Annotated in this window: 22 protein-coding genes; 16 read left to right on the top strand and 6 right to left on the bottom strand. The window is 68.3% G+C overall.

Annotation, left to right across the window (positions count from 1 at the left end):
* The first annotated feature begins 18 nt into the window (after nt 1–18).
* The 4 genes from EOW65_RS08675 (at nt 19) to dacB (ending at nt 3,813) form a co-directional block, all read left to right on the top strand.
* Nucleotides 19–609, top strand: coding sequence for a heme NO-binding domain-containing protein (locus tag EOW65_RS08675; RefSeq protein ID WP_128148566.1), 591 nt, complete (start codon nt 19–21; stop codon nt 607–609).
* Nucleotides 606–1,640 (top strand): GGDEF domain-containing protein, encoded by a 1,035-nt coding sequence (locus EOW65_RS08680; RefSeq protein WP_240664595.1) that lies wholly within the window; start codon nt 606–608, stop codon nt 1,638–1,640. Before EOW65_RS08675 ends, EOW65_RS08680 begins: the two co-directional genes overlap by 4 nt.
* 59 nt (nt 1,641–1,699) lie before the next feature.
* Nucleotides 1,700–2,308 (top strand): nicotinate-nucleotide adenylyltransferase, encoded by a 609-nt coding sequence (locus EOW65_RS08685; protein ID WP_128148567.1) that lies wholly within the window; start codon nt 1,700–1,702, stop codon nt 2,306–2,308.
* Nucleotides 2,309–2,373: 65 nt separating this feature from the next.
* Nucleotides 2,374–3,813, top strand: coding sequence for a D-alanyl-D-alanine carboxypeptidase/D-alanyl-D-alanine endopeptidase (dacB, locus tag EOW65_RS08690; RefSeq protein ID WP_128148568.1), 1,440 nt, complete (start codon nt 2,374–2,376; stop codon nt 3,811–3,813).
* A gap of 215 nt (nt 3,814–4,028) precedes the next feature.
* Here the strand turns inward: dacB and EOW65_RS08695 are convergent, their stop codons facing one another.
* Nucleotides 4,029–4,451 carry a tellurite resistance TerB family protein gene (locus EOW65_RS08695; RefSeq protein WP_128148569.1) on the bottom strand — a complete coding sequence of 141 codons (423 nt, stop codon included), beginning with the start codon at nt 4,449–4,451 and terminating at the stop codon, nt 4,029–4,031.
* 103 nt (nt 4,452–4,554) lie between these two features.
* On the opposite strand from EOW65_RS08695, the gene EOW65_RS08700 reads away from it, so the two are divergent.
* The gene (locus tag EOW65_RS08700) at nt 4,555–6,165 is read left to right on the top strand and encodes a lysine--tRNA ligase (RefSeq protein ID WP_128148729.1); all 1,611 of its coding nucleotides are present in this window, start codon (nt 4,555–4,557) and stop codon (nt 6,163–6,165) included.
* 33 nt (nt 6,166–6,198) lie between these two features.
* On the opposite strand, the gene EOW65_RS08705 is transcribed toward EOW65_RS08700, so the two are convergent.
* On the bottom strand, nt 6,199–7,110 hold the full coding sequence (locus EOW65_RS08705; protein ID WP_164880041.1) for a CHAD domain-containing protein: 912 nt from the start codon (nt 7,108–7,110) through the stop codon (nt 6,199–6,201).
* Nucleotides 7,111–7,313: 203 nt separating this feature from the next.
* On the opposite strand from EOW65_RS08705, the gene EOW65_RS08710 reads away from it, so the two are divergent.
* The gene (locus EOW65_RS08710) at nt 7,314–9,602 is read left to right on the top strand and encodes a glycosyl hydrolase family 28-related protein (protein WP_128148571.1); all 2,289 of its coding nucleotides are present in this window, start codon (nt 7,314–7,316) and stop codon (nt 9,600–9,602) included.
* A 46-nt stretch (nt 9,603–9,648) separates the two neighbouring features.
* Here the strand turns inward: EOW65_RS08710 and EOW65_RS08715 are convergent, their stop codons facing one another.
* Nucleotides 9,649–10,152: a HugZ family pyridoxamine 5'-phosphate oxidase gene (locus tag EOW65_RS08715; protein WP_394342740.1), complete on the bottom strand. Its 504-nt coding sequence runs from the start codon at nt 10,150–10,152 to the stop codon at nt 9,649–9,651.
* Between the two features lie 120 nt (nt 10,153–10,272).
* On the opposite strand from EOW65_RS08715, the gene EOW65_RS08720 reads away from it, so the two are divergent.
* The 9 genes from EOW65_RS08720 to EOW65_RS08760 all read left to right on the top strand — a co-directional run bounded on the left by EOW65_RS08720 (nt 10,273) and on the right by EOW65_RS08760 (nt 22,030).
* On the top strand, nt 10,273–11,868 hold the full coding sequence (locus EOW65_RS08720; protein WP_164880042.1) for a SulP family inorganic anion transporter: 1,596 nt from the start codon (nt 10,273–10,275) through the stop codon (nt 11,866–11,868).
* A 392-nt stretch (nt 11,869–12,260) separates the two neighbouring features.
* The gene (gene acs / locus EOW65_RS08725; protein ID WP_240664597.1) at nt 12,261–14,195 is read left to right on the top strand and encodes an acetate--CoA ligase; all 1,935 of its coding nucleotides are present in this window, start codon (nt 12,261–12,263) and stop codon (nt 14,193–14,195) included.
* Nucleotides 14,196–14,198: 3 nt separating this feature from the next.
* A complete protein-coding gene (locus EOW65_RS08730) occupies nt 14,199–14,891 on the top strand; it encodes an adenylate kinase (protein WP_128148573.1) in 693 nt (230 codons plus the stop codon).
* A 68-nt stretch (nt 14,892–14,959) separates the two neighbouring features.
* The gene (locus tag EOW65_RS08735; protein ID WP_113900686.1) at nt 14,960–15,217 is read left to right on the top strand and encodes a DUF4212 domain-containing protein; all 258 of its coding nucleotides are present in this window, start codon (nt 14,960–14,962) and stop codon (nt 15,215–15,217) included.
* 15 nt (nt 15,218–15,232) lie between these two features.
* Entirely contained in the window at nt 15,233–17,104 is a 1,872-nt protein-coding gene (locus EOW65_RS08740; protein WP_128148575.1) for a sodium:solute symporter family protein, read from the top strand.
* A gap of 87 nt (nt 17,105–17,191) precedes the next feature.
* Complete coding sequence (locus EOW65_RS08745; protein WP_128148577.1) at nt 17,192–19,018, top strand: DUF294 nucleotidyltransferase-like domain-containing protein; 1,827 nt, start codon at nt 17,192–17,194, stop codon at nt 19,016–19,018.
* Nucleotides 19,019–19,027: 9 nt separating this feature from the next.
* The gene (locus EOW65_RS08750) at nt 19,028–19,555 is read left to right on the top strand and encodes a hypothetical protein (protein WP_128148579.1); all 528 of its coding nucleotides are present in this window, start codon (nt 19,028–19,030) and stop codon (nt 19,553–19,555) included.
* 1 nt (nt 19,556) lies between these two features.
* Nucleotides 19,557–19,949: a response regulator transcription factor gene (locus EOW65_RS08755; protein ID WP_128148581.1), complete on the top strand. Its 393-nt coding sequence runs from the start codon at nt 19,557–19,559 to the stop codon at nt 19,947–19,949.
* Nucleotides 19,949–22,030 carry a 3'-5' exonuclease gene (locus EOW65_RS08760; protein WP_128148583.1) on the top strand — a complete coding sequence of 694 codons (2,082 nt, stop codon included), beginning with the start codon at nt 19,949–19,951 and terminating at the stop codon, nt 22,028–22,030. The genes EOW65_RS08755 and EOW65_RS08760 overlap by 1 nt, the downstream gene beginning before the upstream one ends.
* A 149-nt stretch (nt 22,031–22,179) precedes the next feature.
* Here the strand turns inward: EOW65_RS08760 and arsC are convergent, their stop codons facing one another.
* From arsC to EOW65_RS08775, 3 genes are read right to left on the bottom strand one after another with little or no spacing between them, the layout of a single operon-like run.
* Nucleotides 22,180–22,521: an arsenate reductase (glutaredoxin) gene (arsC, locus tag EOW65_RS08765; protein ID WP_128148585.1), complete on the bottom strand. Its 342-nt coding sequence runs from the start codon at nt 22,519–22,521 to the stop codon at nt 22,180–22,182.
* On the bottom strand, nt 22,512–23,570 hold the full coding sequence (locus tag EOW65_RS08770) for a quinone-dependent dihydroorotate dehydrogenase (protein ID WP_128148587.1): 1,059 nt from the start codon (nt 23,568–23,570) through the stop codon (nt 22,512–22,514). Before EOW65_RS08770 ends, arsC begins: the two co-directional genes overlap by 10 nt.
* The gene (locus EOW65_RS08775) at nt 23,567–23,905 is read right to left on the bottom strand and encodes a DUF952 domain-containing protein (RefSeq protein ID WP_128148589.1); all 339 of its coding nucleotides are present in this window, start codon (nt 23,903–23,905) and stop codon (nt 23,567–23,569) included. Before EOW65_RS08775 ends, EOW65_RS08770 begins: the two co-directional genes overlap by 4 nt.
* Before the next feature lie 171 nt (nt 23,906–24,076).
* Between EOW65_RS08775 and EOW65_RS08780 the strand changes: the two genes are divergently transcribed.
* Complete coding sequence (locus EOW65_RS08780) at nt 24,077–25,645, top strand: bifunctional metallophosphatase/5'-nucleotidase (protein ID WP_128148590.1); 1,569 nt, start codon at nt 24,077–24,079, stop codon at nt 25,643–25,645.
* The last annotated feature ends 68 nt before the right edge of the window (nt 25,646–25,713 follow it).

Consider the following 25,713-nt stretch of genomic DNA (forward strand, 5'->3'; position numbering starts at 1 on the left):
CTCCCGAACGGAGGGATCATGTACGGTCTGATCAACAAAGCCTTGCAGGCGTTCTTGGTGGAAAACTACGGACCCGCGCTGTGGTCGCGGGTGGCGCACGCCCTGGGTGTCGGACCCGAGGGCTTCGAGGCGATGTTGCGCTATGAGGACCGACTCACCGAAGAGCTGATCGACATCGCCGCGCGCACGCTCGATAAGCCGCGCGCCGCGCTGCTCGAGGATGTCGGCGCCTTCCTGACCACGATCGAGCCGCTGCGCCGGCTGCTGCGCTTCGGCGGGTCGGACTACTGGGAGTTCCTGTTCTCGCTCGACGAGTTGCAGGGGCGCGGGCTGATGACCCTGCCCGACCTCGAACTGCCCGAGCTGTCGCTGCGTTCGGAAAGCGGGGGGCGCTTCGTGATCGAGGTGCGGGGCCCGATCGCTGGCTGGGGCGCGGTGATGGCCGGGCTCTTGCGCGCGATGGCGGATGATTATGGCGCGCTGGTGCTGATCGAGGCGGTGCCGCCCTGCGGTCGGCTCGAACGGGTGCAGGTGATGCTGCTCGAGGCGGCCTATGCCAGCGGCCGCCGTTTCGATCTGGCGCTGCCCTCGGCCGAGGCGGTGGCATGAACAGCAGTCTTTCTCCCTGCAAGGCAGTGCTGCAGGGCGGTCTGAGCCCGGCGGCGCTTGGCGAGCTGATGCCGATGTTCCTGTGGCTCGACCGGCACGGGGTGATCTGCGCGGCCGGCCCCACGCTGATGAAAATTCTCGGCCCCGGTCCGGTGGTCGGCACCGCCTTCGAGACGCATTTCCATCTGCGTCGGGCGCGGGCGCGGCGGCACGAGCAGGACGAGGCGCACCCGGGCGGGCGCAAGCTGATCCTGATGCTGCTCTCCCATCCCGAGATCGGCCTGCGCGGCACCGCGGTCGAGGTCGGGCCGGAAGGGGCAGAGGGGATGCTTCTGAATCTCACCTTCGGCATCCATCTGGCCGATGCGGTGCGCGAATTCGGCCTGACCGAGGGCGATTTCGCCACCTCTGACCTGGCGATCGAGCTGCTCTATCTGCGCGAGGCGAAGGCCGCGGTGATGGATGAGCTGCGGGCGCTGAACGGCCGGCTTGAGGAGGCGCGGCGCGCCGCCGAACGGCAGGCGCTGACCGACCCGCTCACCGGGCTGGCGAACCGGCGCGCCTTCGACGCGGCACTGCAAAAGGCGGTGCGGGCGCAGGCGCATGGCGGCGCGCCCTTCGCCCTGGTGCTGGTCGACCTCGACCATTTCAAGCAGGTCAACGACCACATGGGCCATGCCGCGGGCGATCAGGTGCTGAACTGGGCCTCGGCGATCCTGGCCCAGGAGGTGCGGCGCGGCGATGTGGTGGCGCGTGCCGGCGGCGACGAATTCGTGCTGCTGCTGCGCGGCGCGATCGACCGCGCGGCGCTGCAGACGCTGGGCCGGCGGATGATCGCACGGCTCGAGGAACCCTGCGTGGTCGACGGCACCCCCTGCCGGATCTCGGCCTCGATCGGCATCGCCTTCTCGCGCGACTATCCGGAGCCCGAGGTGGACCGGATGCTCGCCGATGCCGACGCGGCGCTCTACGAGGCGAAGCGCAGCGGCCGGGGGCGCTGTTCGATCCATGCCGCGGGGGCGGTGGCCTGAGCCATCCTGCTGTCACATTCCGCTTCCCATTGCAGGCCGCGATCGGGTAGGGGGGCTGCATGAGACAGGGCTTTCCCATTGCGTCACCGGGGATGCGAATCGGCATTCTGGGCGGATCTTTCGATCCGGCCCACGAAGGCCATGCGCATATCACCCGCGAGGCTTTGCGCCGCTTCGGCCTTGACCGGGTGTGGTGGCTGGTCAGCCCCGGCAACCCGCTGAAGGCCCGCGGGCCGGCTCCGATCGCGCAGCGGATGGCCGAGGCGCGGCGGGTGATGCCCGATCCGCGCGTCGACATCACCGATCTCGAGGCCCGGCTTGGCACCCGCTTCACCGCGCAGACCCTGCGCCGGGTCACGGCGCTCTATCCGGGCGTGCATTTCGTCTGGCTGATGGGGGCGGACAACCTGCTGCAGTTCGACCGCTGGGACACCTGGCGCGCCATCCTCGGGCTGATGCCGGTGGGCGTGCTGGCGCGGCCGGGGGCGCGGTTCGTGGTGCGCCATGCCCGCGCCGCCCGCCTGTACGCGCCGATGCGGCTGCCCGAATCCGAGGCGCGGCGGCTACCCTTCGCCGCGCCGCCGGCCTGGTGCTTCCTGCAGATGCCGATGTCGGATCTGTCATCCTCGGCGATCCGCGCGCAGGGGGCTTGGCGCGGGCGGGACTGAGCCTTGCAGCCGCGCGCGGCGGGGGGCAGTATGCCGCCGACAGTCCCGATCACGGCGGGTGCAGGATGAAGATTTCACGACGGGAAGCGATGACGGGCCTGGCGGCGCTTGGTCTGTGTGGCGGGCCGGCGCTTGGCCAGGGCACGGCGCTGCGGCCGGGCTCGGCCGAGGATGTGATCGCGGCGGCGCAGCTCGGCGGCGAGGTCAGCTATGTCGTTGTCGATGCGCGCAGCGGGCTGGTGCTTGAACAGCGCGGCGCCGATCGCGGCATGCCACCCGCTTCGACCGCGAAGACGATCACCTCGCTTTATGCGCTCGAGACGCTCGGGCCGGACTATCGCTTTCGCACCCGGCTGATCGCGACCGGGCCGATTGCCGGCGGCAAGATCCAGGGCGATCTGGTGCTGGCGGGGGGCGGCGATCCGACGCTCGAGACCGATGCGCTGGCCGAGATGGCGGCGCGGCTTGCGGCGGCCGGGGTGCGCGGTGTCACCGGGCGCTTCCTCGTCTGGGGCGGCGCGATCCCTTCTGCCGAGCAGATCGCCGACGACCAGCCGGTGCAGGTGGGCTACAACCCCGGGATTTCCGGGCTGATCCTGAATTACAACCGCGTCTATTTCGAATGGAAGCGTGCCGCGGGCGGCTATGCGCTGACGATGGATGCGCGCGGCGCGCGCAACGTGCCGCGGGTCTACAGTGCCGATGTCGGGCTTTCGAGCCGGGCGGCGCCGCTCTTCACCTATGCGCGGCAGGGCGGCAAGGAACACTGGACGGTGGCCTCGGGCAGCCTTGGAAAGGCGGGCAGCCGCTGGTTGCCGGTGCGCGACCCGGTGGCCTATGCGGGCGACGTGTTCCAGACGCTGGCCCGCGCGCAGGGCGTGCCGCTGCCGCCGCCGAAATCCGTCTCGACCTTGCCCGGCGGCACGGTGCTGGTCGAGCAGGTCTCGGACCCGCTGCCGGTGATCCTGCGGGCGATGATGAAGCATTCGACCAACGTCACCGCCGAGGCGGTGGGGATGACGACGAGCGTCGCGCGCGGCGCGCCGGCCGGCCGTGGCGCCTCGGGGGCGGCGATGAGCGAGTGGCTGCATGCCCGGCTTGGCGGCGGGCGCGCGCGCTTTGTCGATCATTCCGGGCTTGGCGCCGACACAAGGATCTCGGCGATGGAGATGGTGCGGGCGGTGACGCTCCTGGGCCCGAAGGCGGGGCTGCGCGGGCTGATGAAGCCCTTCGCGCTGCGCGATGCGGGCGGCAAGGTGCAGCAGGGGCAGGCGCTGCGGGTCGATGCGAAGACCGGCACGCTGAACTTCGTCTCGACGCTGACCGGCTACATGACTGCGCCTGACGGCAGCGAGCTTGCCTTTGCGATCTTCACCGGCGATGTGGCGCGGCGCGCCCGCGCCGGGGCAAGCGAACAACCGCAGGGCGGGCGGGCCTGGATCAGCCGCTCGAAGGTGCTGCAAAGCGCGCTTCTGGAACGCTGGGGCGCACTTTACGGCGGCTGATCAGCGGTTCACGTCGCACCACACCACATCCTCGGGCTGTGGCAGCGGCCCCTCGCCATCGCGGACGAACTCCTCGAGCGTGCGGCCTTCGGGCGCGGCGCCCTCGAATGTGGAGGACTGCTGGCCGCGCCTGTCCAGACAGGCCTTCGGCTGTCTCGTGGAGCGAACCGTGAGCGGCCGCCCGGGGCCGGGACGAAAGATCCCGGCTGTCCGGATCAGAGCGTCAGGTGGCGCACCCGCGCGCCCCATTCGATCGCCACTGCGTGCAGCCGGTCGATCGACAGCTCGCCGCGGATCTCCTCGAGCATGCGCAGCTCGGGCTGGCGCAGAACACCATCGGCCGCGGCGACATCGCAGGCGAGCGCATAGGCGGTCTCGAACAGCTTCTCGGGCAGGCCCTCGCGCACCAGGCCGAAGAGCGCCTCGATTCCCTCTTCCTCCTCGAAGAGCGAATAGACCGTCTGTGCCACCGGGCGGATGCGGTCGATGTCGTAATCGGCGAAGATCGGCATGTGGTTCACCATGCGCTCGATCGCGATCAGTTCGACGGTGCGGATCGTCTCGTCCGAGGCCGAGACCGCGACCATCACGGCGATCAGCGCATCCTGCGGGGAAAGCGAGGGGAGGGTGTCGGTCACGGTCTGTCCTTTCATGGGTTCCGCCATGAATTATTGACGATGGCGCGCCCGTTCAATAGGTGATGCGCGGATGGGCGCACGGGGCGCCCCGATGAGGATGACGATGACCAACCTGCGCGACGCTGCGATGAACTCCAAAGCCTGGCCTTTCGAGGAAGCGCGCCGGGTGCTCAAACGCTACGAGAAAGCGCCGCCCGAGAAGGGCTATGTGCTGTTCGAGACCGGCTATGGCCCCTCGGGTCTGCCGCATATCGGCACCTTCGGCGAGGTCGCGCGCACCACGATGATCCGTCGCGCCTTCGAGATCATCTCGGACATCCCGACGAAGCTCCTGTGCTTCTCGGACGACATGGACGGCATGCGCAAGGTGCCCGAGAACGTGCCGAACCAGGACCTGCTGAAGGCCAATATCCAGAAGCCGCTGACCGCGGTGCCCGACCCGTTCGGCGAGTTCGACAGCTTCGGCAACCACAACAACGCCATGCTGCGCCGCTTCCTCGACACCTTCGGGTTCGAATACGAATTCGCCTCGGCCACGCAGTATTACAAGACCGGCAAGTTCGATGACATGCTGCTGCGCTGTGCCGAGAAATACGATGACATCATGGCGATCATGCTGAAGTCGCTGCGCGAGGAACGTGCCTCGACCTATTCGTGCTTCCTGCCGATCCACCCGGAAACCGGCCGCGTGCTTTACGTGCCGATGAAGAATGTCGACGCCAAGGCCGGCACCGTGACCTTCGACGACGAGGACGGGCGGGAATGGACGCTGCCGGTGACCGGCGGCCACGTCAAGCTGCAGTGGAAGCCCGACTTCGGCATGCGCTGGGCTGCGCTTGGCGTCGATTTCGAGATGTACGGCAAGGACCACGCCACCAACACGCCGATCTACGACAACATCTGCAAGGTGCTGGGCGGCCGCGCGCCCGAGCATTTCACCTACGAGCTGTTCCTCGACGCGAATGGCGAGAAGATCTCGAAGTCGAAAGGCAACGGCCTGACGATCGACGAATGGCTGACCTATGCCTCGACCGAGAGCCTGAGCTATTTCATGTATCAGAAGCCGAAGACCGCAAAGCGGCTGTGGTGGGACGTGATCCCGAAGGCGGTGGATGAGTATCACCAGCAACTGCGCGCCTTCGCCGATCAGCCGGTCGAGAAGCAGATCGACAACCCGGTGTGGCACATCCACGGCGGCAAGCCGCCGGTCTCGACGCTGGTCGTGCCCTTCGCCATGCTGCTCAACCTCGCCTCGGTCTCGGGGGCGCATGACAAGGAAACCCTGTGGGGCTTCATCCGCCGCTATGCCCCCGAGGCGACGCCGGAAAGCCACCCCGATCTTGACGCTGCGGCAGGCTTTGCGGTGCGCTACTTCCAGGACTTCGTTGCGCCGACGCGAGCCTTCCGCCTGCCCTCCGACAAGGAACGGGCGGCGATGGAGGACCTCATCGGCCGGCTGAAGGCGCTGCCGGCGCAGGAGCTGCACGAGATCTTCCCGGACGAGGACCCGGCCGAGGGGCTGCAGACCATCGTCTTCGCGGTCGGCAAGGAGCACGGTTTCGAGCCGCTGCGCGACTGGTTCACCGCGCTGTACGAGGTGCTTCTGGGGCAAAGCCAGGGGCCGCGCTTCGGCGGGTTCATTGCGCTCTACGGCGTGACGGAAACCATCGCGCGGATGGAAACCGCGCTCGCGGGCGGGCTCGCCAACGCCTGATCCGGGGCGGGGGACGGACCGGCCGCGGGCCGGTCAGTCCTCCGCTTCCTCGAGCTCGGGCAGGGCCGGATCGCAGGCGTGATCCTCCTGCCGCCAGAGCGCATACCACGCCCCCCAGCGGGCGACGAGCGCCTCGGGCGCCTCGGCAAACAGCCGTTCTCCCAGAAAGAAGCTGAGCGTTTCCAGGCGCTTCTTCTCGTCCTCGATGCGGGTCGAGAGCGCCACCGCGGCTTCGGGCGAGAGATGGTCGGGCATCGCGCGCGCCAGAACCGCAAGGTCGTGATGCTGTCCGAGCGCCTCGCCCAGCCGGTCGGCGATGTCGGCATGTGCGCTCATCATCTCGGGCCAGATCGGCAGCAGCAACCGCGCCTGATACCAGTGATGCTTCACCCGCGACCGCCAGGCGTGGAAATGCTCGTCATCGCTGTCGCGTGCGGCGCGGATCATGCGCCGGCGCGCGTCGTGGAAGGTGGCGGCAAGCCCCGGGGCCAGCGCGTCCCAGCCCTTCTTCTCGAACGCCCAATGCGCGGCGCGGTCATGCACTTCGGCAATGCGCGCGCCGAAGGCCGAAAGGGCCGCAGCGGGCGGCGCGGTGGGCACGGGCGCCACCGCGGCCAGCATCTGCCGCGCCGCCGCCCCGGCCGCATCCTCGGCCGCGCCGAGCCGGGTGAGGGAGAGCCGCATCACCTCGGCATCGCGCAGCTCGGAAATGGCTGCGGCGGCATCGCGCAGCACGGCGTTCTCGCGGTGAAATTCGGGGAACACCGGCGCGACCAGGCGCAGCAGCCCGCGGGTCTTCTTGATGTGCTTGCGCAGCCCGTGCAACAGCGACCCTTCACCTGGGCTGATGGCGAGCCTGTCGAGAGCGCCGCGCAGCTCGTCGCGGGCGATGTGGCGCACCGTCTTCGCGATGCGGGGCTCTTTCGGGTCGAACTGGAACGGCATCTGGGCCTCCTTGCAGCGACTCCGACCTAGCATGGGGCCATGGCCGTTCGGTGACAAGATGCTGCAATGCGGCAATGCGGCGGAAAGGGCGCAGCGCGCGCAGCACTCGGGCTTCGTCAACCCTTTCCATCTAGCTCTGGTCGCGCCCGCTGCGAGGGCCGCTGCAGCCCCGGCGGGCGGGCCGGAACAAGGAGGATGCGCAGATGAACATGGCGATTACCGACGGGCTGGCGCTGATGCCGCCGGCTTTCGCGCAGGGGCTCGATCTCTGGTCGAGTGAGAACGGCACGGCAGGCTCTGACACCTACGAGGGGGCGGTGAACGCGGCGCTGGTGGCGGCGGACGCGGATTTCGGCACCTGCCTCGAGCTGAGCAAGCTGTTTTCCGTGCAGAAGCTGCGGTCGATGGCACAGACGCCGATCGTGCCGGGCGCCTATCTGCGGATCCGCGCGCGGGTGAAGGCGGTCGCCGGCAACCTGCCCTCGGTGCGGATCGCGGGCTATGCGATGAGCGCCGCGGGCCATGTCGCGGGGCGGATCGAGACCGGGCCGGAGCTGGCGCTGACGACCTATGGCCAGGTCGTCACCGTCGAGGCGATCGTCGGCACCGGCGCGCGCGGCGGGGTCGACATGCCCTGGGGGCTGGCGCCCGCCTATGGCCATTTCGGGCTCGACCTGACCGGGCTCAACGGCGGCGTGGTGCGGATCGAGGACATGGTGATCGAGGATATCACCGAGGCCTTCCTGCGCGACATGATGGACTGGGTCGATGTGCGCGACTATGGCGCCGCGGGCGACGGGGTGACGAATGACAAGGCGGCCTTCGAGGCGGCCGACGATGCCGCGGCGGGGCGCTCGATCCTGGTGCCGGAGGGGACCTATTTCATCGGCGGCTCGGTCACGATCACCGCGCCGATCCGCTTCGTCGGCACCGTCGTCACCCCGACCGAGGCGCGCTTTGCCCTGCGCGGCAGCTTCGACTTCCCGACCTATGCCGAGGCTTTCGGCGATGAGATGCTCGGGTTCAAAAAGGCGCTGCAGGCGCTTTTCGGCTATACCGACCACAACGCGCTCGATCTGTGCGGACGGCGGATCGAGGTGACCGAGCCGATCGACGTCAAGGCGCTGTCACCCGACATCAGCTCGTTCTCGAACCGGCGGGTGTTGCGCAACGGCCAGTTCAACGTGATCGAGGGGCCCGCCTGGGACGATACCGTCGTCACCTCGCAGGCGAGCTATGCGACCGCGACGCCGCTGGTGCTGACCAATGTCGCCAACATTGCCAATATTCCGGTCGGCGCGCGGGTCAGCGGTGCGGGCGTCGGCCGCGAGGTCTATGTGCGGGCGGTGAACGTGGCGGCGGGCTCGCTGACCCTGTCGCAGCCCTTCTACGGCGGCTCGGGCACGCGCAGCTACACCTTCACCCGCTACAAGTATGTCCTTGATTTTTCAGGTCTTGCAAAGCTCGACAGGTTCAACATCGACGACATCGAGTTCCTGTGCAACGGCAAGGCAAGCTGCATCCTGCTCGCTCCGGCGGGCGAGATGTTCCAGATCCGCGACAGCTATGTGGTGAAGCCGAAGGACCGCGCCATCACCTCGATCGGGCATGGCTGTCAGGACCTGCTGGTCGACCGCTGCCAGTTCCTGTCGAACGAGGGGGCGATGGCGGCGACCGAGCGCAGCTCGATCGCGCTGAACGTCAATGCCAATGACACGAAGATCCGCGAGAGCCGCTTCGTGCGCTTCCGCCACACGATGATCCTGAACGGCTCGGGGCATCTGATCGTCGGCAACCACTGGTTTCAGGGCGACGATCTCGATGCCGCGCCGCGCCTGCCGGGGCTGATCTTCTGCCAGCCGAACGTGCAATCGGCGGTGACCGGCAATTACATCGACAATTCGACGATCGAATGGACGAACGAATATTCGGCGAACCCGGATTTCGGCACCGAATATTCCTTCGGCGGGCTCACGGTCAGCGGCAACACCTTCGTCAGCATCGACGCCGCGCCCTGGTTCACCTGGTTCTCGGTCAAGCCCTATGGCAGCGGCCATTTCATCCAGGGGCTGAGCGTCGCGAACAACGTGTTCAAGGCGATCGACGGGGGGGTGACGCGGATCGACGGCGTCGACACTACCTTCGCGGCGCTCGACAACAGCCGGATGCGCAATGTCGTCTTCGAGGCGAACACCTTCAACGGCGTTACCCAGATGACGGTGAACCCGGTGAGCGTGCAGGTCGATCAGGCCAGCGCGCAGGCGGTCTGGACGGTGGCGGCGGCGGGCTATCTGCCCTTCGGGGGGTGGGCGCGGAACGTCGGCGCGCTCGTCGCCGAAGGGCCGATCACCAATGCCGCGGGCGGGCGGATCAACGGCATGCCCTATGTCACGGTCGAGCAGGGGGCGACCAAGCAGCTGGTCACGCTGACCTGGCAGGAGGCGGTGAAGGGGCGGGTGCACATCCGGCTGCGGATGGACAACCCGAACTGAGGCGCCCCGTCAGGAGGGAGATGCGGGCGCCTTCGGGCGCCCGTTTTCAGGCGAGGTCTTCGGCGGTCAGCCGGAAGGCGCGGCCAAAGCCGCCGTTCAGCGCGCCGCCGATCAGGCGGAACTCGACGAAGAAGAAATCGTTCAGGTCGATATAGATCTTCGCCTTCGGATGATCGGCGAGCCAGCGCGCCCGTGCTGTGGCCCGGCGGGGATCGTCCGGTGCCAGCGGCAGCGCCTCGGCCTGCAGGCTCAGCCGCGGATGGGTGAGCGGATCGCCCTTCGCGCCAGGCTCGCCCACCAGCACCGAGACCCGCGGATCGGCGCGCAGCGCCCGGGCATGGGCCGACAGCCCCGAGACGAGCGTCCAGAGCCCGCCCCCGGGTCCCGCTCCGAGCGCGATGCGGGTCACTGCCGGAAAGCCCGTTTCCGGGTCGATCACCCCGAGTGCGCCGAAGCGCGCGCCCGAGATCAGGCTGCGGGCGAGGGCACGGGCCTCGTCATCGGTCGGGCGGATCGGGTCTGCGGGCGGAGCGGCGGGCATATCGGTCATCTGGCTTTCTCTTGACAATCGGTTGTGGCGGACGTCTGCTCGCGCCACATCAAGCGGTATGAAACGATGACAACCAACGCAAGCCTTACGGCGCGAGCGGGGGGAGACCCCCTGATTCCAATGTCCATCACGGCGCTGCGCGAGGGCTATGGCCCGGCGGCACTGCGCGCCGATGCGGTGGCCGGGCTGACGGTGGCGATTGTCGCGCTGCCACTCTCGATGGCGATCGCCATCGCCTCGGGCGTCGGGCCCGAGCGCGGCCTCTTCACCGCCATCGTCGGCGGCTTTCTCGTGTCGCTCTTCGGCGGCTCGCGCTTCCAGATCGGCGGGCCGGCCGGCGCCTTCATCGTGCTGGTCAATGCCTGCGTGATGCAAACGGGCGTCGAGGGGCTGATGCTGGCCACCTTCCTGTCGGGGATCATGCTGGCCGTGTTGGGGCTCCTGCGGCTTGGCTCGACCATCCGCTTCATGCCCTATCCGGTGACGGTGGGCTTCACCTCGGGCATCGGCGTCATCATCTTTGCCAGCCAGGTCAAGGACATGATCGGGCTGCGCCTGGACGGGCCCGAGCCCGGGCCGATCGTGCCGAAGGTCGAGGCGCTCTGGGCTGCGCGCGCGACGCTCAGCCCCGCCGCGGTGGGTGTTGCGCTGGCGACCGTGGTTCTGATCCTGGCGATCCAGCGCTTCCGTCCGCGCTGGCCAAGCCTGCTTCTGGGCATCGCGCTGGTCACCGCCGCCTCGGCGCTCCTCGGCCTGCCGGTTGAGACCATCGCCTCGAAATTCGGTGGCCTGCCGCGGCTTCTGCCGGCGCCGCATCTGCCGCCGCTCAGCGCTGAGGCAGTGAGCGCGGCGCTGCCCTGGGCGGCCTCCTTCACCCTGCTCGGTGCGATCGAGTCGCTGCTGTCGGCGATGGTGGCCGATGGCATGTCGGGCACGCTGCACCGCTCGAACATGGAGCTGGTGGCGCAGGGCATTGCCAACATGGGCGCGGCGATCTTCGGCGGGTTCTGTGTCACCGGCACCATCGCCCGCACCGCGACCAACGTCCGCTCGGGCGGGCGCACGCCGATGGCGGGGATGCTGCATGCGCTGTTCGTGCTGGGCTTCATGCTGATCGCGGCGCCGCTCGCGGGCTATATCCCGCTGGCCGCTCTCGCCGGGCTGCTGGGCATCGTCGCCTGGAACATGATCGAGCGGCACGAATTCGCCGCGCTCACCCGGGTGTCGAAGGGCGATGCGCTGGTGCTGTGGGTGACCTTCCTCGTCGTCGTGTTCCGCGACCTTGCCGAGGGGATCGTTCTGGGCTTCGCACTTGGCGGTCTGGTCTTCATCCGCCGCATGTCCGAGATGACGGGCCTGCGCGAGGGCGAGCCGGCGGTGCATGACGCCGACACCCAGAGCGCCGACCTCGTCACCTATCATCTGCACGGGGCGGTGTTCTTCGGGTCGGTTGCGCGGCTTGGCACGGTGCTCGACCGCATCGCGCAGCGGCCGCGGGCGGTGTTGCTCGATGTTTCCGAGGTGACCTTCGTCGACTCGACCGGTGCGCGGATGATCCTGCAGCTGGCGCAGAAGCTTTCCTCGCGCGGTGGGGCGCTGGTGATCGTCGGCGCGCGCCCTGCGGTCGAAACCGCGCTGAAGGCACAGGGGCTGACCGAGCCTGCACTGCGCTATGCCGCCGATGCCGGGGCGGCGGGGGCGCTTCTTGCCCCCTGAGTCGCAACAAGCGAATCACCCTCGGAACGGGCGCGGCAGGCGACTGCCGCGCCCGTTCCTTTTCTGCGCCGCAGCATGGCGACGCTGCGTTGCGGCTTTTCAGACGCGACGTCAGATCGCGCATCCGTGAACAGACAAGCGGTTGAAACAAAATGTCTATTTCTGGTCACTTTTCGTCACATTTACAAACTTACCGTCTGAACTGTGAAGTAATTTACAGAAAAATTCAATTATCATGAGGGCTTAACGGAAAGGTGCGTTCTGGTTTACAGTGTCCGCGGGTAGAACGCCCGCGGCCGCTGTCGCGGGCAGAGGGTGCGGCCACAGGGCCGCTCGATTTCCAGGGAGGATTGGCTATGGCCGCTCAGGAACAGGCTGTCGTTGCGCCGGAGATGCGGGAGATTCCGCCGGGCTTTGAGAACGCTCACGCGAACACGCAGAAATACCGCGAGATGTATCGCGAATCGGTCGAGAATCCCGACGCCTTCTGGGGCCGCGAGGGCAAACGCCTCGACTGGATGACCCCCTACACCAAGGTCAAGAACACCGATTTCACTTTCGGCAAGGTCTCGATCAAGTGGTTCGAGGACGGCGTGCTGAACGCCTCGGTGAACTGCATCGACCGCCACCTGAAGGACCGCGCGCTGCAGACCGCGATCATCTTCGAACCCGATGATCCGAACGAACCGGCCGAGCACATCACCTACAAGGAGCTGTCCGAGAAGGTGAACCGGATGGCGAACGTGCTGCTCAGCCAGGGGATCATGCGCGGCGACCGCGTCGTCATCTACCTGCCGATGATCCCGGAAGCGGCCTATGCGATGCTCGCCTGCGCCCGCATCGGCGCGATCCATTCGATCGTCTTCGCCGGCTTTTCGCCTGACGCGCTGGCGAACCGCATCAACGATTGCGGCGCGAAGCTGGTCATCACCGCCGACACCGCCCCACGCGGCGGCCGCAAGACGCCGCTCAAGGCCAATACCGATGCGGCGCTGCTGCACTGCTCGGACAAGGTGCGCTGCCTCGTCGTCAAGCGCACCGGCGACCAGATCTCCTGGGTGCAGGGCCGCGACGTCGACCTGCTCTATCTGATGGATCACGTCTCGCCCGACTGCCCGCCGCGGCCGATGAACGCGGAGGACCCGCTCTTCATCCTCTACACCTCGGGCTCGACCGGCAAGCCGAAGGGCGTGGTGCATACCACCGGCGGCTATCTCGTCTATGCCTCGATGACGCATCAGTACACCTTCGACTACCATGACGGCGACGTGTTCTGGTGCACCGCGGATGTGGGCTGGGTCACCGGCCACAGCTACATCGTCTATGGTCCGCTCGCGAATGGCGCGACCACGGTGATGTTCGAGGGCGTGCCGACCTATCCCGATGCCGGCCGGTTCTGGGCGGTGTGCGAGAAACACAAGGTCAACCAGTTCTACACCGCGCCGACGGCGATCCGCTCGCTGATGGGGCAGGGCACGGAATGGGTCGACAAGTACGATCTCAGCTCGATCAAGGTTCTGGGCTCGGTCGGCGAGCCGATCAACCCCGAGGCCTGGGTCTGGTATGACCAGCACATCGGCAAGGGCCGCTGCCCGATCGTCGACACCTTCTGGCAGACCGAGACCGGCGGCCACATGCTGACCCCGCTGCCGGGCGCGACGCCGACGAAGCCGGGCTCGGCCACCAACCCGTTCTTCGGCGTGAAGCCGGTGGTTCTGGATCCGCAGACCGCGGTGCGCATCGGCGAGACCGAATGCGAGGGCGTGCTGTGCATCTCGGACAGCTGGCCGGGCCAGATGCGCACCCTGTGGGGCGATCACGAACGCTTCCAGGAGGCCTATTTCGCCCAGTATCGCGGCTATTACTTCACCGGCGACGGCTGCCGGCGCGACAAGGACGGCTATTACTGGATCACCGGCCGCGTCGATGACGTAATCAACGTCTCGGGGCACCGCATGGGCACGGCGGAAGTCGAGTCGGCGCTGGTGGCGCACCCGGCGGTGGCCGAGGCCGCGGTCGTGGGCTACCCGCACGAGCTCAAGGGCCAGGGCATCTATGCCTATGTCACGCTGATGAACGACCAGGAGCCCTCGGACGCGCTGCGCAAGGAGCTCGAGAAGTGGGTGCGCACCGAGATCGGCCCGATCGCCAAGCCCGACCTGATCCAGTGGGCGCCCGGCCTGCCGAAGACCCGCTCGGGCAAGATCATGCGCCGCATCCTGCGCAAGATCGCCGAGAACGATTATGGCAGCCTCGGCGACATCTCGACGCTGGCCGACCCCTCGGTGGTGCAGGAACTGATCGACAACCGCATGAACCGGGGCTGAGGCATGGCAGAGACCGAAAACACAGTCGAGACCACCCCCGCGGTGCTGATCCTGCTGGGCCCGCCCGGTGCAGGCAAGGGCACGCAGGCACGGATGCTGGAAGAGCGCTTCGGCCTTGTCCAGCTGTCGACCGGCGATCTGCTGCGCGCCGCCGTCGCCCAGGGCACGCCCGCGGGGCTCGCCGCCAAGGCGGTGATGGAAGCGGGCGGGCTCGTCTCGGACGAGATCGTCCTTGCCATCCTCAAGGACCGCATGGCCGGGCCCGACGTGGCGAAGGGCGTGATCCTCGACGGCTTTCCCCGCACCGCGGGGCAGGCCGAGGCGCTCGATACGCTTCTGGCCGATGCCGGCCAGAAGGTCACCGCGGCGGTCAGCCTCGAGGTCGATGACGAGGCGATGATCGCCCGCGTCGCCGGCCGCTACACCTGCGCCAAATGCGGCGAGGGCTATCACGATACCTTCAAGCAGCCGGCGGTGGCCGGGGTCTGCGACAAATGCGGCGGCACGGAGTTCAAGCGCCGGGCCGACGACACTGCCGAAACGGCGCGTGCCCGGCTGCAGGCCTATCACGCGCAGACTGCGCCGCTGATCGCCCATTACCGGGCGCTTGGCGTCCTCGAGGAGATCGACGCGATGGGCTCCATCGACGAGATCGCCGCGGGGCTCGGGTCGATCGTCGAGCGCGTCTCGACCTGACACCAAAAAAGGGGGGGTGGGCCCCGGGGAGGGGGCCCGTCCGGAGGTTTCAACAGGGAGTGACGCTCATGGCGGACAAGTCTTCGTCCAATGCCTACTGGAAAGCGAACATCCGCACGATCCAGCTTTTCCTCGTGATCTGGTTCGTCTGTTCGTTCGGCTTTGGCATCCTGCTGCGCCCGATGCTCTCGGGCATCGGTGTCGGCGGCACCGATCTCGGGTTCTGGTTTGCCCAGCAGGGATCGATCCTCGTGTTCCTCGTGCTCATCTTCGCCTACGTGGCGCGGATGAACCGGCTGGACCGCGAACACGGCGTGGAAGAGTAAGGGAGCGCGGGGACAATGGATCAATTTACCCTCAACCTGATCGTGGTGGGCGCGACCTTCGCCCTCTACTTCGGGATCGCGATCTGGGCCCGCGCGGGCTCGACCGCGGAATTCTACGCGGCGGGCGGCGGCGTTCACCCGATCGCGAACGGCATGGCCACCGGCGCCGACTGGATGTCGGCCGCCTCGTTCATCTCGATGGCCGGCATCATCGCCTTCGGCGGCTATGACACCTCGGCCTATCTGATGGGCTGGACCGGCGGCTATGTGCTGCTCGCCATGCTGCTCGCGCCCTATCTGCGCAAGTTCGGCAAGTTCACCGTGCCGGAATTCATCGGCGACCGGTTCTATTCGGGCACGGCGCGCATCATCGGCGTGATCTGCCTGCTCATCATCTCGATCACCTATGTGATCGGCCAGATGTCGGGTGTGGGCGTCGCCTTCTCGCGCTTCCTCGAAGTGTCGAACGACACCGGCCTCTACATCGGTGCCGCGGTGGTCTTCGCCTATGCCGTGCTCGGCGGCATGAAGGGCATCACCTACACTCAGGTCGCCCAGTATGTCGTGCTGATCATCGCCTATACCATCCCGGCGATCTTCATCTCGCTCAACCTGACTGGCAACCCGGTGCCGCCGCTCGGTCTGTTCTCGGATGCCACCTCCAGCGGCGAGCCGCTGCTGACCACGCTGAACGGCCTGCTCGCGGACCTGGGCTTCAAGTCCTACACGGCGCAGTCGGACAACACGCTGAACCTGTTCCTGTTCACGATGTCGCTGATGATCGGCACCGCGGGCCTGCCGCATGTGATCGTGCGCTTCTTCACCGTGCCGAAGGTGGCTGATGCCCGCTCCTCGGCCGGCTGGGCGCTGGTTTTCATCGCGCTTCTGTACCTCACCGCCCCGGCGGTTGCGGCGATGGCGCGGGTGAACCTGATCCACACCTTCTTCCCGAACGGGCCGATGAATGCCGCGCTGTCGCAGGCCGACACGCCGCAGTGGGTCGACAACTGGGTGAAGACCGGGCTGCTCAAGGTCGATGACCTGAACGGCGACGGCATGATCCAGTACTACAACGACGGGGCCGCCGCTCAGGCGAAGGCGCTGGCCGATGCGAAGAAGTCGGGTGACGAGGCGGCGATCGCCAGCGCGCAGGCCGCCTTCGACACCGCGGCCGCTGCCGGCACCGCCAAGCTTGCCGAGAAGAACCCGCAGGCCGCGACCTGGAAGGGCAACGAGCTCACCGTGAACAACGACATCATCGTGCTCGCCAACCCGGAAATCGCGCAGCTTCCGGGCTGGGTCATCGCCCTCGTCGCCGCTGGTGGTCTTGCCGCCGCACTCTCGACCGCGGCGGGCCTGCTGATGGCGATCTCGTCGGCGGTGTCGCACGACCTGATCAAGGGCCAGCTCAATCCCGGCATCTCGGAAAAGGGCGAGCTGCTCGCAGCCCGGATCTCGATGGCGGTGGCGATCGCCGTGGCCACCTGGCTCGGCCTCAACCCCCCGGGCTTCGCCGCGCAGACCGTGGCGCTTGCCTTCGGTGTGGCTGCTGCGACGATCTTCCCGGCGCTGATGATGGGCATCTTCACCAAGTCCATCAACTCGCAGGGCGCGATCTGGGGCATGCTGGCCGGCCTGATCACCACCGTGGGCTATATCTTCCTGCACAAGGGCTGGTTCTTCGTGGCCTCGACCGCCTCCTACTCCGACTCGGCGCCGATGCTCTTCGGCATCAAGTCGACCGCCTTCGGCACGGTGGGGGCGCTGATCAACTTCGCGGTGGCCTATGTCGTCTCGATGTCGACCAAGCCGACCCCGGAAACGGTGCAGGAACTGGTCGAGTCGATCCGCATCCCGAAGGGCGCGGGCACCGCGACCCATCACTGATCCCGACCCCGGGCGGGGCCTGTCCCGCCCGGCACGCGACCCGGCCTGTCCCCCAAGGGGGCGGGCCACCCCGGGGGAGGAAAGATCATGGACGCCGATATCCAGGCCATTACCGCGTTTCTCGAAAGCGTCCACCCCTACGATACCCTGCCGCGTGACGAGCTGGCGTCGGTCGCCGGTTCCTTCCGCCGCATGGTCTTTCGGGCGAATGCGCTCATCTATGTCTATGACGCGCCGATCGGCGGGCTCTACCTGATCAAGCAGGGCGGGGTCGAGATCACCGACGGCAACGGCGCGCTGGTCTCGCTTCTGGGCCCGCGCAACTCCTTTGGTGAGCGCGGGCTGATGCGCGGCGGTATCGCCGTGACCCAGGCCCGCGCCACCGAGGATGCGATCATCCTGGTGCTGCCCGGCACCACCTTCACCCGGCTGATCCAGACCTATCCGGCCTTCGAGCGCTTCTTCAACCGCCGCCGGGGCGAGCGGACGGGGGCGGACCTGGCCACCCAGAAGGTCGCCGACCTGATTGCCCGCCGGCCGCTCGCCTGCGGCCCCGAGGCCACCGTGACCGAGGCCGCGCAGAGGATGCGTGACGCGCATGTCTCCTCTCTGGGCGTCATCGGCGCCGAGGAGCGGCTGCTGGGCATCGTCACCGTGCGCGACCTGTCGAACAAGGTGCTGGCCGAGGGGCGCGACCTGGCGACCCCGGTGACCGAGGTGATGACCGCCGATCCGGTCTCGCTGCCGCCCACGGCGCTTGGCTCGGACATCCTGCACATCATGCTCGAGCGCCGCATCGGCCATCTGCCGATCACCGAAGAGGGGCGCTTCGTCGGCATGATCACCCAGACCGACCTGACCCGTTTCCAGGCGGTCAGCTCGGCGGTGCTGATCCGCGACGTGGTGTCCTCGATCACGGTCGAGGAGATGGCGGCGGTGACCGCGCGCATCCCGCAACTGCTGGTGCAACTGGTTGGCAGTCACCTCAGTCACGAGGTGGTGACGCGCCTCATCACCGACATCGCCGATGCCGTCACCCGCCGCCTGCTGGTGATGGCCGAGGCCGAGCTTGGCCGCCCGCCGGTGCCCTATCTGTGGCTCGCCTGCGGCAGCCAGGGCCGGCAGGAGCAGACCGGCGTCAGCGATCAGGACAATTGCCTGATCTATGACGACAGCGCGACCGAGGACGACCGCGGCTATTTCGCAGCGCTGGCGAAGATCGTCTCGGACGGGCTGAACGCCTGCGGCTATGTCTATTGCCCTGGCGAGATGATGGCGACGACCCCGCGCTGGTGTCAGCCGGCGCGCGTCTGGCGCGACTATTTCAGGGGCTGGATCGACACGCCGAACCCCGAGGCGCAGATGCTCGCCTCGGTGATGTTCGACCTGCGCCCGATCGGTGGTGCGGCGGCGGGGGTGTTCCAGGCGCTGCAGGCCGAGACGCTGGAGGTCGCGGCGAAGAACTCGATCTTCGTCGCCCATATGATCGCCAATTCGCTCAAGCACACGCCGCCGCTCGGCCTGCTGCGCGGCTTCGCCACGATCCGCTCGGGCGAGCACCGCAACCACATCGACCTCAAGCACAACGGCGTTGTGCCAGTGGCCGACCTTGCCCGCGTCTATGCGCTGCAGGGCCGGATCCCCGAGGTCAATACCCGGGCCCGGCTGCTCGGCGCCGAGGCGGCGGGGGTGATCTCGGCCTCGGGCGCGCGCGACATGATCGAGGCCTATGACCTGATCGCGATGACCCGGCTGGAAAACCAGTCGCATCTGATCAGGGCCGGGCGTAAACCCGACAACTACCTTGCCCCGTCGGATCTGAGCGATTTCGAGCGCTCGCATCTGCGCGACGCCTTCGTGGTGGTGCGCACCATGCAATCGGCGGTGGCGCACAACCGGGCCGTGGTCAGCTGAGGATAAAGAATGATCAATGATTTCATCACCATGATGGCGGCAGGCGTATTCGCGCTGATCGTCGTTTTCGCGGCGCGTCATGCGCTGAAGAAGGCGACCGGCCGGGTGCTGCCGAAATGGGTGATGCCGGTCTGCGCCGGGCTTGCGATGCTCGCCACCGCAGTGCGGGCCGAATACCGCTGGTTCCCCGAGTTCCGCGCGCAGATGCCCGCGAGCGTGGTGGTGGTGGCGCAGAGCGCGGAAAGCGCGCCGTGGCGGCCCTGGACCTATCTGGCGCCGATCGTCACCCGCTTCGTCGCGCTCGACCGCGCCAAGATCACCCGCCCGGCGCCGGGCGTGGTGCAGACTGACCTGCTGCTGATCGCCCGCTGGCAGCCGCTGCAGGGCGTGCCGGTCGCCTATGATTGCGCAAAGGGCGCGCGCGCCGATCTTTTCGGCGGCGCCATGGTGAACCCCGACGGCACGACGAGCGGCCCCGCCTGGCAGCCGCTCGCGGCAGATGACGCGGGGCTGAAGGCCGCCTGCAACGGAGGATGAGATGGCTGACGGGGGCAGGAGACAGCGCGTCCTGATCATCGAGGACGAGGACAACATCGCCCTCGCGCTCGACTTCCTGATGAGCCGCGAGGGCTATGAGCACGACCGCCTCGCCACCGGCGCCGGTGCGCTCGACCGGATCCGGCGCGAACATCCCGACCTCGTGCTTCTCGACGTGATGCTGCCCGATGTCTCTGGCTACGAGATCTGCCAGGAGGTGCGGGCGGACGCCGGCCTCTCGGACGTCAAGATCCTCTTGATGACGGCGCGTGGCTCGGCGATGGAACGGCGCAAGGGGCTTGCTCTCGGGGCCGACGGGTTCATATCAAAACCATTCGAACTCAAAGAGTTGAGGGGCGAAGTTCACAGGTTGCTTGAGGCGGGAGGGACGTGATGGACTTCGCCCGGCTCAGCCTTCGGCTGCGGGTCTTCCTGTTCTTCGCGGCGCTGGCGGGCGGCAATCTGGCCGCGCTGGTGGCGGGCCTCGTCTTCGGTTTTCGCAAGCTGGGCGACCCGGGCGCGCTCGATGGTTTCGTGATCGGCGGCACGGTGGCGGGCTTCGTCATCCTCGGCCTGATCGCCGGGGTCTGGATGCTGTTCGACGAGAATGTCGCGAAACCGATCGAGCGGCTGGCAGGCGGGATGCGGGCGCGCACCCATGCCGAGGTCGAGGCCGACCTTGACCAGAGCGCCGGCCGCTATCTCGGCGATCTGGCCCCCGCCGCGGCCGCGGTCACCGCGCATCTGGCCGAGACCCGCTCGGCGCTGACCGAGGCGGTGCAGCGCGAGACGACGCGGCTTGCCCAGGAAAAGGGCCGGCTCGAGGCGCTTCTGTCCGACGTGCCGGTGGGGGTGCTTCTGTGCACCGCAGATCACCAGCTCGTCTTTTACAACGGCCAGGCGGTCGATTTGCTGGGCGGGGCCCATGCGCCGGGGCTTGACCGCCGCGTCTTCGACTATCTCGACGGCGCGCCGCTCGCCCATGCGCGCGAGCGGCTTCTGGCGACCGAGGACCCCGATGCGGCCTCGGATCTGCTCTGCGCGACCTCCGCCGACGGGCGGGTGCTGGCGGCCCGGATGCGGCTTCTGGCCGATGCCTCGGATCCCGGGCGCGCGGGCTATGTGCTGACGCTGCGCGACGTTTCGGCCGATCTGGCTGCGCACGCCCGGCGCGAGCAGCTGATCGACGAGCTCTTCGACCGGATCCGCCGCCCCGCCGCCGCGCTGCAATCGCTGATCGGCCTTCTGGCCGAAGACGCCGGCCCGACCGGGGCCGAGCGTGACCGGGTGCGGCTTGCGGCGCTCGAGGCGGCGGGCACGCTCGGCCGGGCGATCCACGATCTCTCGGCGCGTCACGAGGCGAGCCGCGCCGACTGGTGGCCGCTCGCGCTTGTCCGCGCCTCGGACCTGGGCGAGGCGGTGCGGGTGCGGGTGACCGCCGCGGGGGGCACGCTGCTGCCGGTCGCGGCGCCGCTTCTTCTGCGCTGCGAGGGCTTCGAGATGGTGGCGCTGCTCGCCGATCTTGCCTCCCATCTCGCCGACCGCGGTGCGCTGCGGCTCGAGATCACCGAGGAGGGCGCGGGCGCGCTGGTCGCGCTCGAATGGGTGGGCGCGCCGGTCTCGGTGAGCGCGCTCGAGACTTGGCTCGATGCGCCGCTTCAGGGCGTGGCCGAGGTCACCGGACGGCGGGTGCTGGCGACCCATGCAAGCGAGATCTGGCCCGAGCGTCTGCCCGATGGCCGGGCGCGGCTGTGCCTGCCGCTGCGTGAGGCGCGCCGGGCGCTTGCCCGCCCGGCACCGGTGCCGCGCAAGGTGGTCTATGACTTCGATCTCCTTACCCGCGCGCGCGAGGCCGAGGTGGCGCAGACGCCGCTCGACCGGCTGACCTGCGTTGTCTTCGACACCGAGACGACGGGGCTTCTGCCGTCGGAGGGGGACGAGATCGTGCAGATCGCCGCGGTGCGCATCGTCAACGGCCGCCGGGTCGAGGGCGAGGTCTTCGACACGCTGGTGAACCCGGGCCGCCCGATCCCCGCCGCCTCGACCGCGGTGCATGGCATCACCGAGGCGATGGTGGCCGAGGCGCCGCCGGTCGCCGAGGTGCTGCGCCGCTTCCACCGCTTTGCCGAGGGCGCGGTGCTTGTCGCCCATAACGCGCCCTTCGACATGGAATTCCTGCGCCGCAAGGAGGGCGCGACCGGGCTGCGCTTCGATCACCCGGTGCTCGATACCGTGCTTCTGTCGGCGGTGGTCTTCGGGCAGAGCGAGGCGCACAGCCTCGATGCGCTGACCCATCGGCTGGGCATCACCATCCCCGAGGAGGCGCGCCACACCGCGCTTGGCGACACGGTGGCGACGGCCGATGCCTTTCTCAAGCTCTTGCCGGCGCTGAAGGCGCGGGGGCTCGCCACCTTCGGCGAGGTGGTGGCCGAGGTGCGCAAGCACGGCCGGCTGCTGCGCGACCTGAACGGCTGAGGGGCGCTGCCCCTCTTTCCCTTCGGGAAATTCACCCCGAGGTATTTCGGGCAAGGAGAAAGCAGGGGCTCTGGCTCCTTGCGTTTTTTCCTGGCGCAAATACTCCGGGGGGAGGCCGCGAGGCCGGGGGGGCAGCGCCCCCCGCGCGCTCAGAGGATCTCGAGCACCGCTTCCGGCGGGCGCCCGATCCGCGCCGCGCTGTCGGTGAGCACGAGCGGGCGCTCGATCAGCCGTGGATGGGCCGCAAGCGCGTCGAGGATCTCGGCCTCGGGCGCGGTCCTGGTCAGCCCGGCGGGGACCTCCGCCTCTTTCCAGCGCAGAAGATCCGCCGCCGGGCGGCCGAGTTTTGCAAGCGCGGCAACGAGTTCCGCGCGGGTCGGCGCGTCTTCGAGGTAAAGCCGCACCGTGGGCGCCAGACCGCGGGCCTGCAGCAGCGCCAGCGTCTCGCGCGATTTCGAGCAGCGCGGGTTGTGCCAGATCGTCAGAGCCATGCGCCCCTCCCGGTGCCGACCGCCTCGGCGACCGAGGTGAAGCCGTCGCGGGCCAGAAGCGCATCGAGGCCGCGGGCGATCTCGGGCACCAGCGACAGCCCGGCATAGACCATCGCCGAATAGACCTGCACCGCACTCGCGCCGGCGCGGATCTTCTCATAGGCCTGTTCGGCCGAGCCGATGCCGCCGACGCCGACGAGCGGCAGCCGGCCCTGCGTCAGCTGCGACAGGCGGGCGAGCACGCGGGTCGATTTCTCGAAGAGCGGCGCGCCCGACAACCCGCCGGGCGCCTCGGCCTGCGGGCTTTTCAGCCCCTCGCGCGAGAGCGTCGTGTTCGTCGCGATGATGCCGTCGATGCCGGAGGTGAGTGCGACCTCGGCGATCTCTTCGAGCTCGGAAGGCGAGAGATCGGGGGCGATCTTCAGGAACACCGGGATCCGGCGTTCCAGCGCGCCGCGTGCCGCGACGACGCCTTTCAGCAGGGCGGCCAGCGCCTCCTTGCCCTGCAGATCGCGCAGCTTCTCGGTGTTGGGGGAACTCACGTTCACCGTGGCGAAGTCGAGATGCGGCCCCGCGGTGCGCAGCACGGTGGCGAAATCGGCGGCGCGGTCGGCGCTGTCCTTGTTCGCCCCGAGGTTGAGGCCCACTGGAATCCCCACCGGGCGCGCGGCGAGACGGGCGGCGATCGCCTCCATCCCCTCGTTGTTGAAGCCGAAGCGGTTGATGACGGCGCGGTCCTCGGTCAGCCGCCACAGCCGGGGCTTGGGGTTGCCGGGCTGCGGCCGCGGGGTGGCGGCGCCGACCTCGAGAAAGCCGAAGCCCGCGCGCATCAGCTGCGGCAGGGCGACGGCGTTCTTGTCGAAGCCCGCGGCGAGGCCCACCGGGTTCGGCAGCTTCAGCCCGGCGAGATCGGTGGCAAGCCGGGCGCAGCGCACCGGGCCCGGCAGCGGGGCGAGCCCCGCGCGCAGCGCCATCAGCGACAGCCCATGCGCGGTTTCCGGATCGAAGCGGTGCATCAGCGCAAGGCCCGTGCGTTCGACGAAATTCACAGCAGCACCTCGGGGAAGATATGGCCGGAAACGCCGAGCGGCAGGGAGGTGTCCCAGGTGACATCGGCAAGGGTGAGCGGGCGATAGAGATGCGGGAAGAGCGCACCGCCGCGCGAGGGCTCCCATTTCAGCGCCGTGCCGAGCGGCTCGGCCGCGACTGCGACAAGGACGAGGTCGCTTTCGGTGGCGAAGTGTTTCGCGGCGGTCTCGACGACCTGGGCGGAGGTCGAGAAATGGATGAACCCGTCGGCGAGGTCGACGGGGGCACCGGCGGTCTCGCCCGCGGCGCGGAAGGCATCCCATTCGGGGCGGCGGAAGATCTTGTAAATCAGCATGTCCTCTCATGCCCTCAGGCCGCGGGCCGGTCAATCCCGCGCAGCGCCGCAGGGCGGACTGTCATGCGGCTGTCAGCTGGCCGAAACAGGCTGAGCGCCGTCATCGGCTTTGACACGCGGGCCGGTGTGACGCCACAGTGACGCCCACGTGACATTTCTCCGGAGGTTTTCATGAACGCCCGTCTTCTTGCCACGGCCGCCGCGCTCGCGCTCAGCGCGGGCAGCGCGCAGGCCGAGTACACGCTGCACATCCTGCACACCAACGATCTGCACAGCCGCATCGAATCGATCAACAAATACGATTCGACCTGCAGCGCCGAGGAGGAGGGCGAGGGCACGTGCTTTGGCGGCATCGCGCGGGTGGCGGCGAAGGTGGCCGAGATGCGCGCCGAACTGGCTGGTCAGAACGTGCTGCTTCTGGATGCGGGCGACCAGTTCCAGGGCTCGCTGTTCTACACCACCTACAAGGGCAAGGACACCGCCGCCTTCATGAACGCCATCGGCTATCAGGCGATGGCGGTCGGCAACCACGAATTCGACGACGGCCCGGCGCAGCTGGCGGCCTTCACCGGCAGCATCGGGTTTCCGATGGTCTCGGGCAATCTCGATCTCAGCCGCTCGGAGGAGCTGAAGGGCAAGATCAAGAAGACGCTGGTGTTCGATGTCGGCGGCGAGAAGGTGGGGATCGTCTCGGCGCTGGCCGTCGACACGCCCGAGACCTCCTCGCCCGGGCCGAACGTGATCTTCCAGGACGAGGCCGAGAGCCTGAAGGCCGATGTCGCCGCGCTCGAGGCCGAGGGGGTGACGAAGATCGTGGCGCTCACCCACACCGGCTTCGTCAAGGACAAGGCGCTGGCGGCCGCGGTGCCCGGCATCGACGCGATCGTCGGCGGCCACAGTCACACGCTCTTCGGCCCGGGCGGCGAGGCCTATCCGACGATGGTCGGCAATGTGCCGGTGGTCTCGGCCTATGCCTATTCGAAATATCTGGGCCATTTGGTGCTGACCTTCGACGATGCGGGCGACCTGACCGCCGCCTCGGGCGAGCCGATCCTGCTCGATGCCTCGGTGGTGCCCGATCCGAAGATCGCGGCCGAGGTGGCCGAGATGGCGAAGCCGCTCGAGGCGGTGCGGGCGAAGGTGGTGGCCGAGGCCGCGGCCGCGATCGACGGTGGCCGCGACAGTTGCCGGGTGAAGGAATGCGAGATGGGCGACCTGATCGCCGAGGCGATGCTCGACCGGGTGAAGGATCAGGGCGTGACCATCGCGATCCAGAACGGCGGCGGTGTGCGCGCCTCGATCGACGCCGGGCCGGTGACGATGGGCGAGGTGCTGACCGTGCTGCCGTTCCAGAACACGCTCTCGACCTTCGAGGCGAAGGGCGCGACGATCCGCGCGGCGCTCGAGAACGGGCTGAGCCAGGTCGAGGAGGGGGCGGGCCGCTTCCCGCAGGTCGCCGGGTTGAAATTCCGCTGGAGCGCCGAGAAGCCCGCGGGCAGCCGGGTGCTGTCGGTCGAGGTCGCGCAGGACGGGGGCTGGGTGCCGCTTGATCCCGGGACGGTCTATGGCGTGGTGACGAACAACTATGTCCGCAACGGCGGCGACGGGTTCAAGATGTTCGCGGCCGAGGGCATGAAGGCCTATGACTTCGGCCCCGATCTGGCCGATGTGACGGCGGAATATCTTGCGAAAGTCGGGCCTTACACGCCGAAGCTCGACGGGCGCATCACGCAGAAATGAGCCTGCGCACGACGGGAAACGGGGGTCTCGGCCCCCGTTTCTTCTTGCGCGCGGGGGCCTTGAGGGCA

Origin of the sequence: Paenirhodobacter ferrireducens (genome assembly GCF_004022265.1) — a bacterium.
GTDB classification, from domain to species: Bacteria; Pseudomonadota; Alphaproteobacteria; order Rhodobacterales; family Rhodobacteraceae; genus Rhodobacter; species Rhodobacter ferrireducens.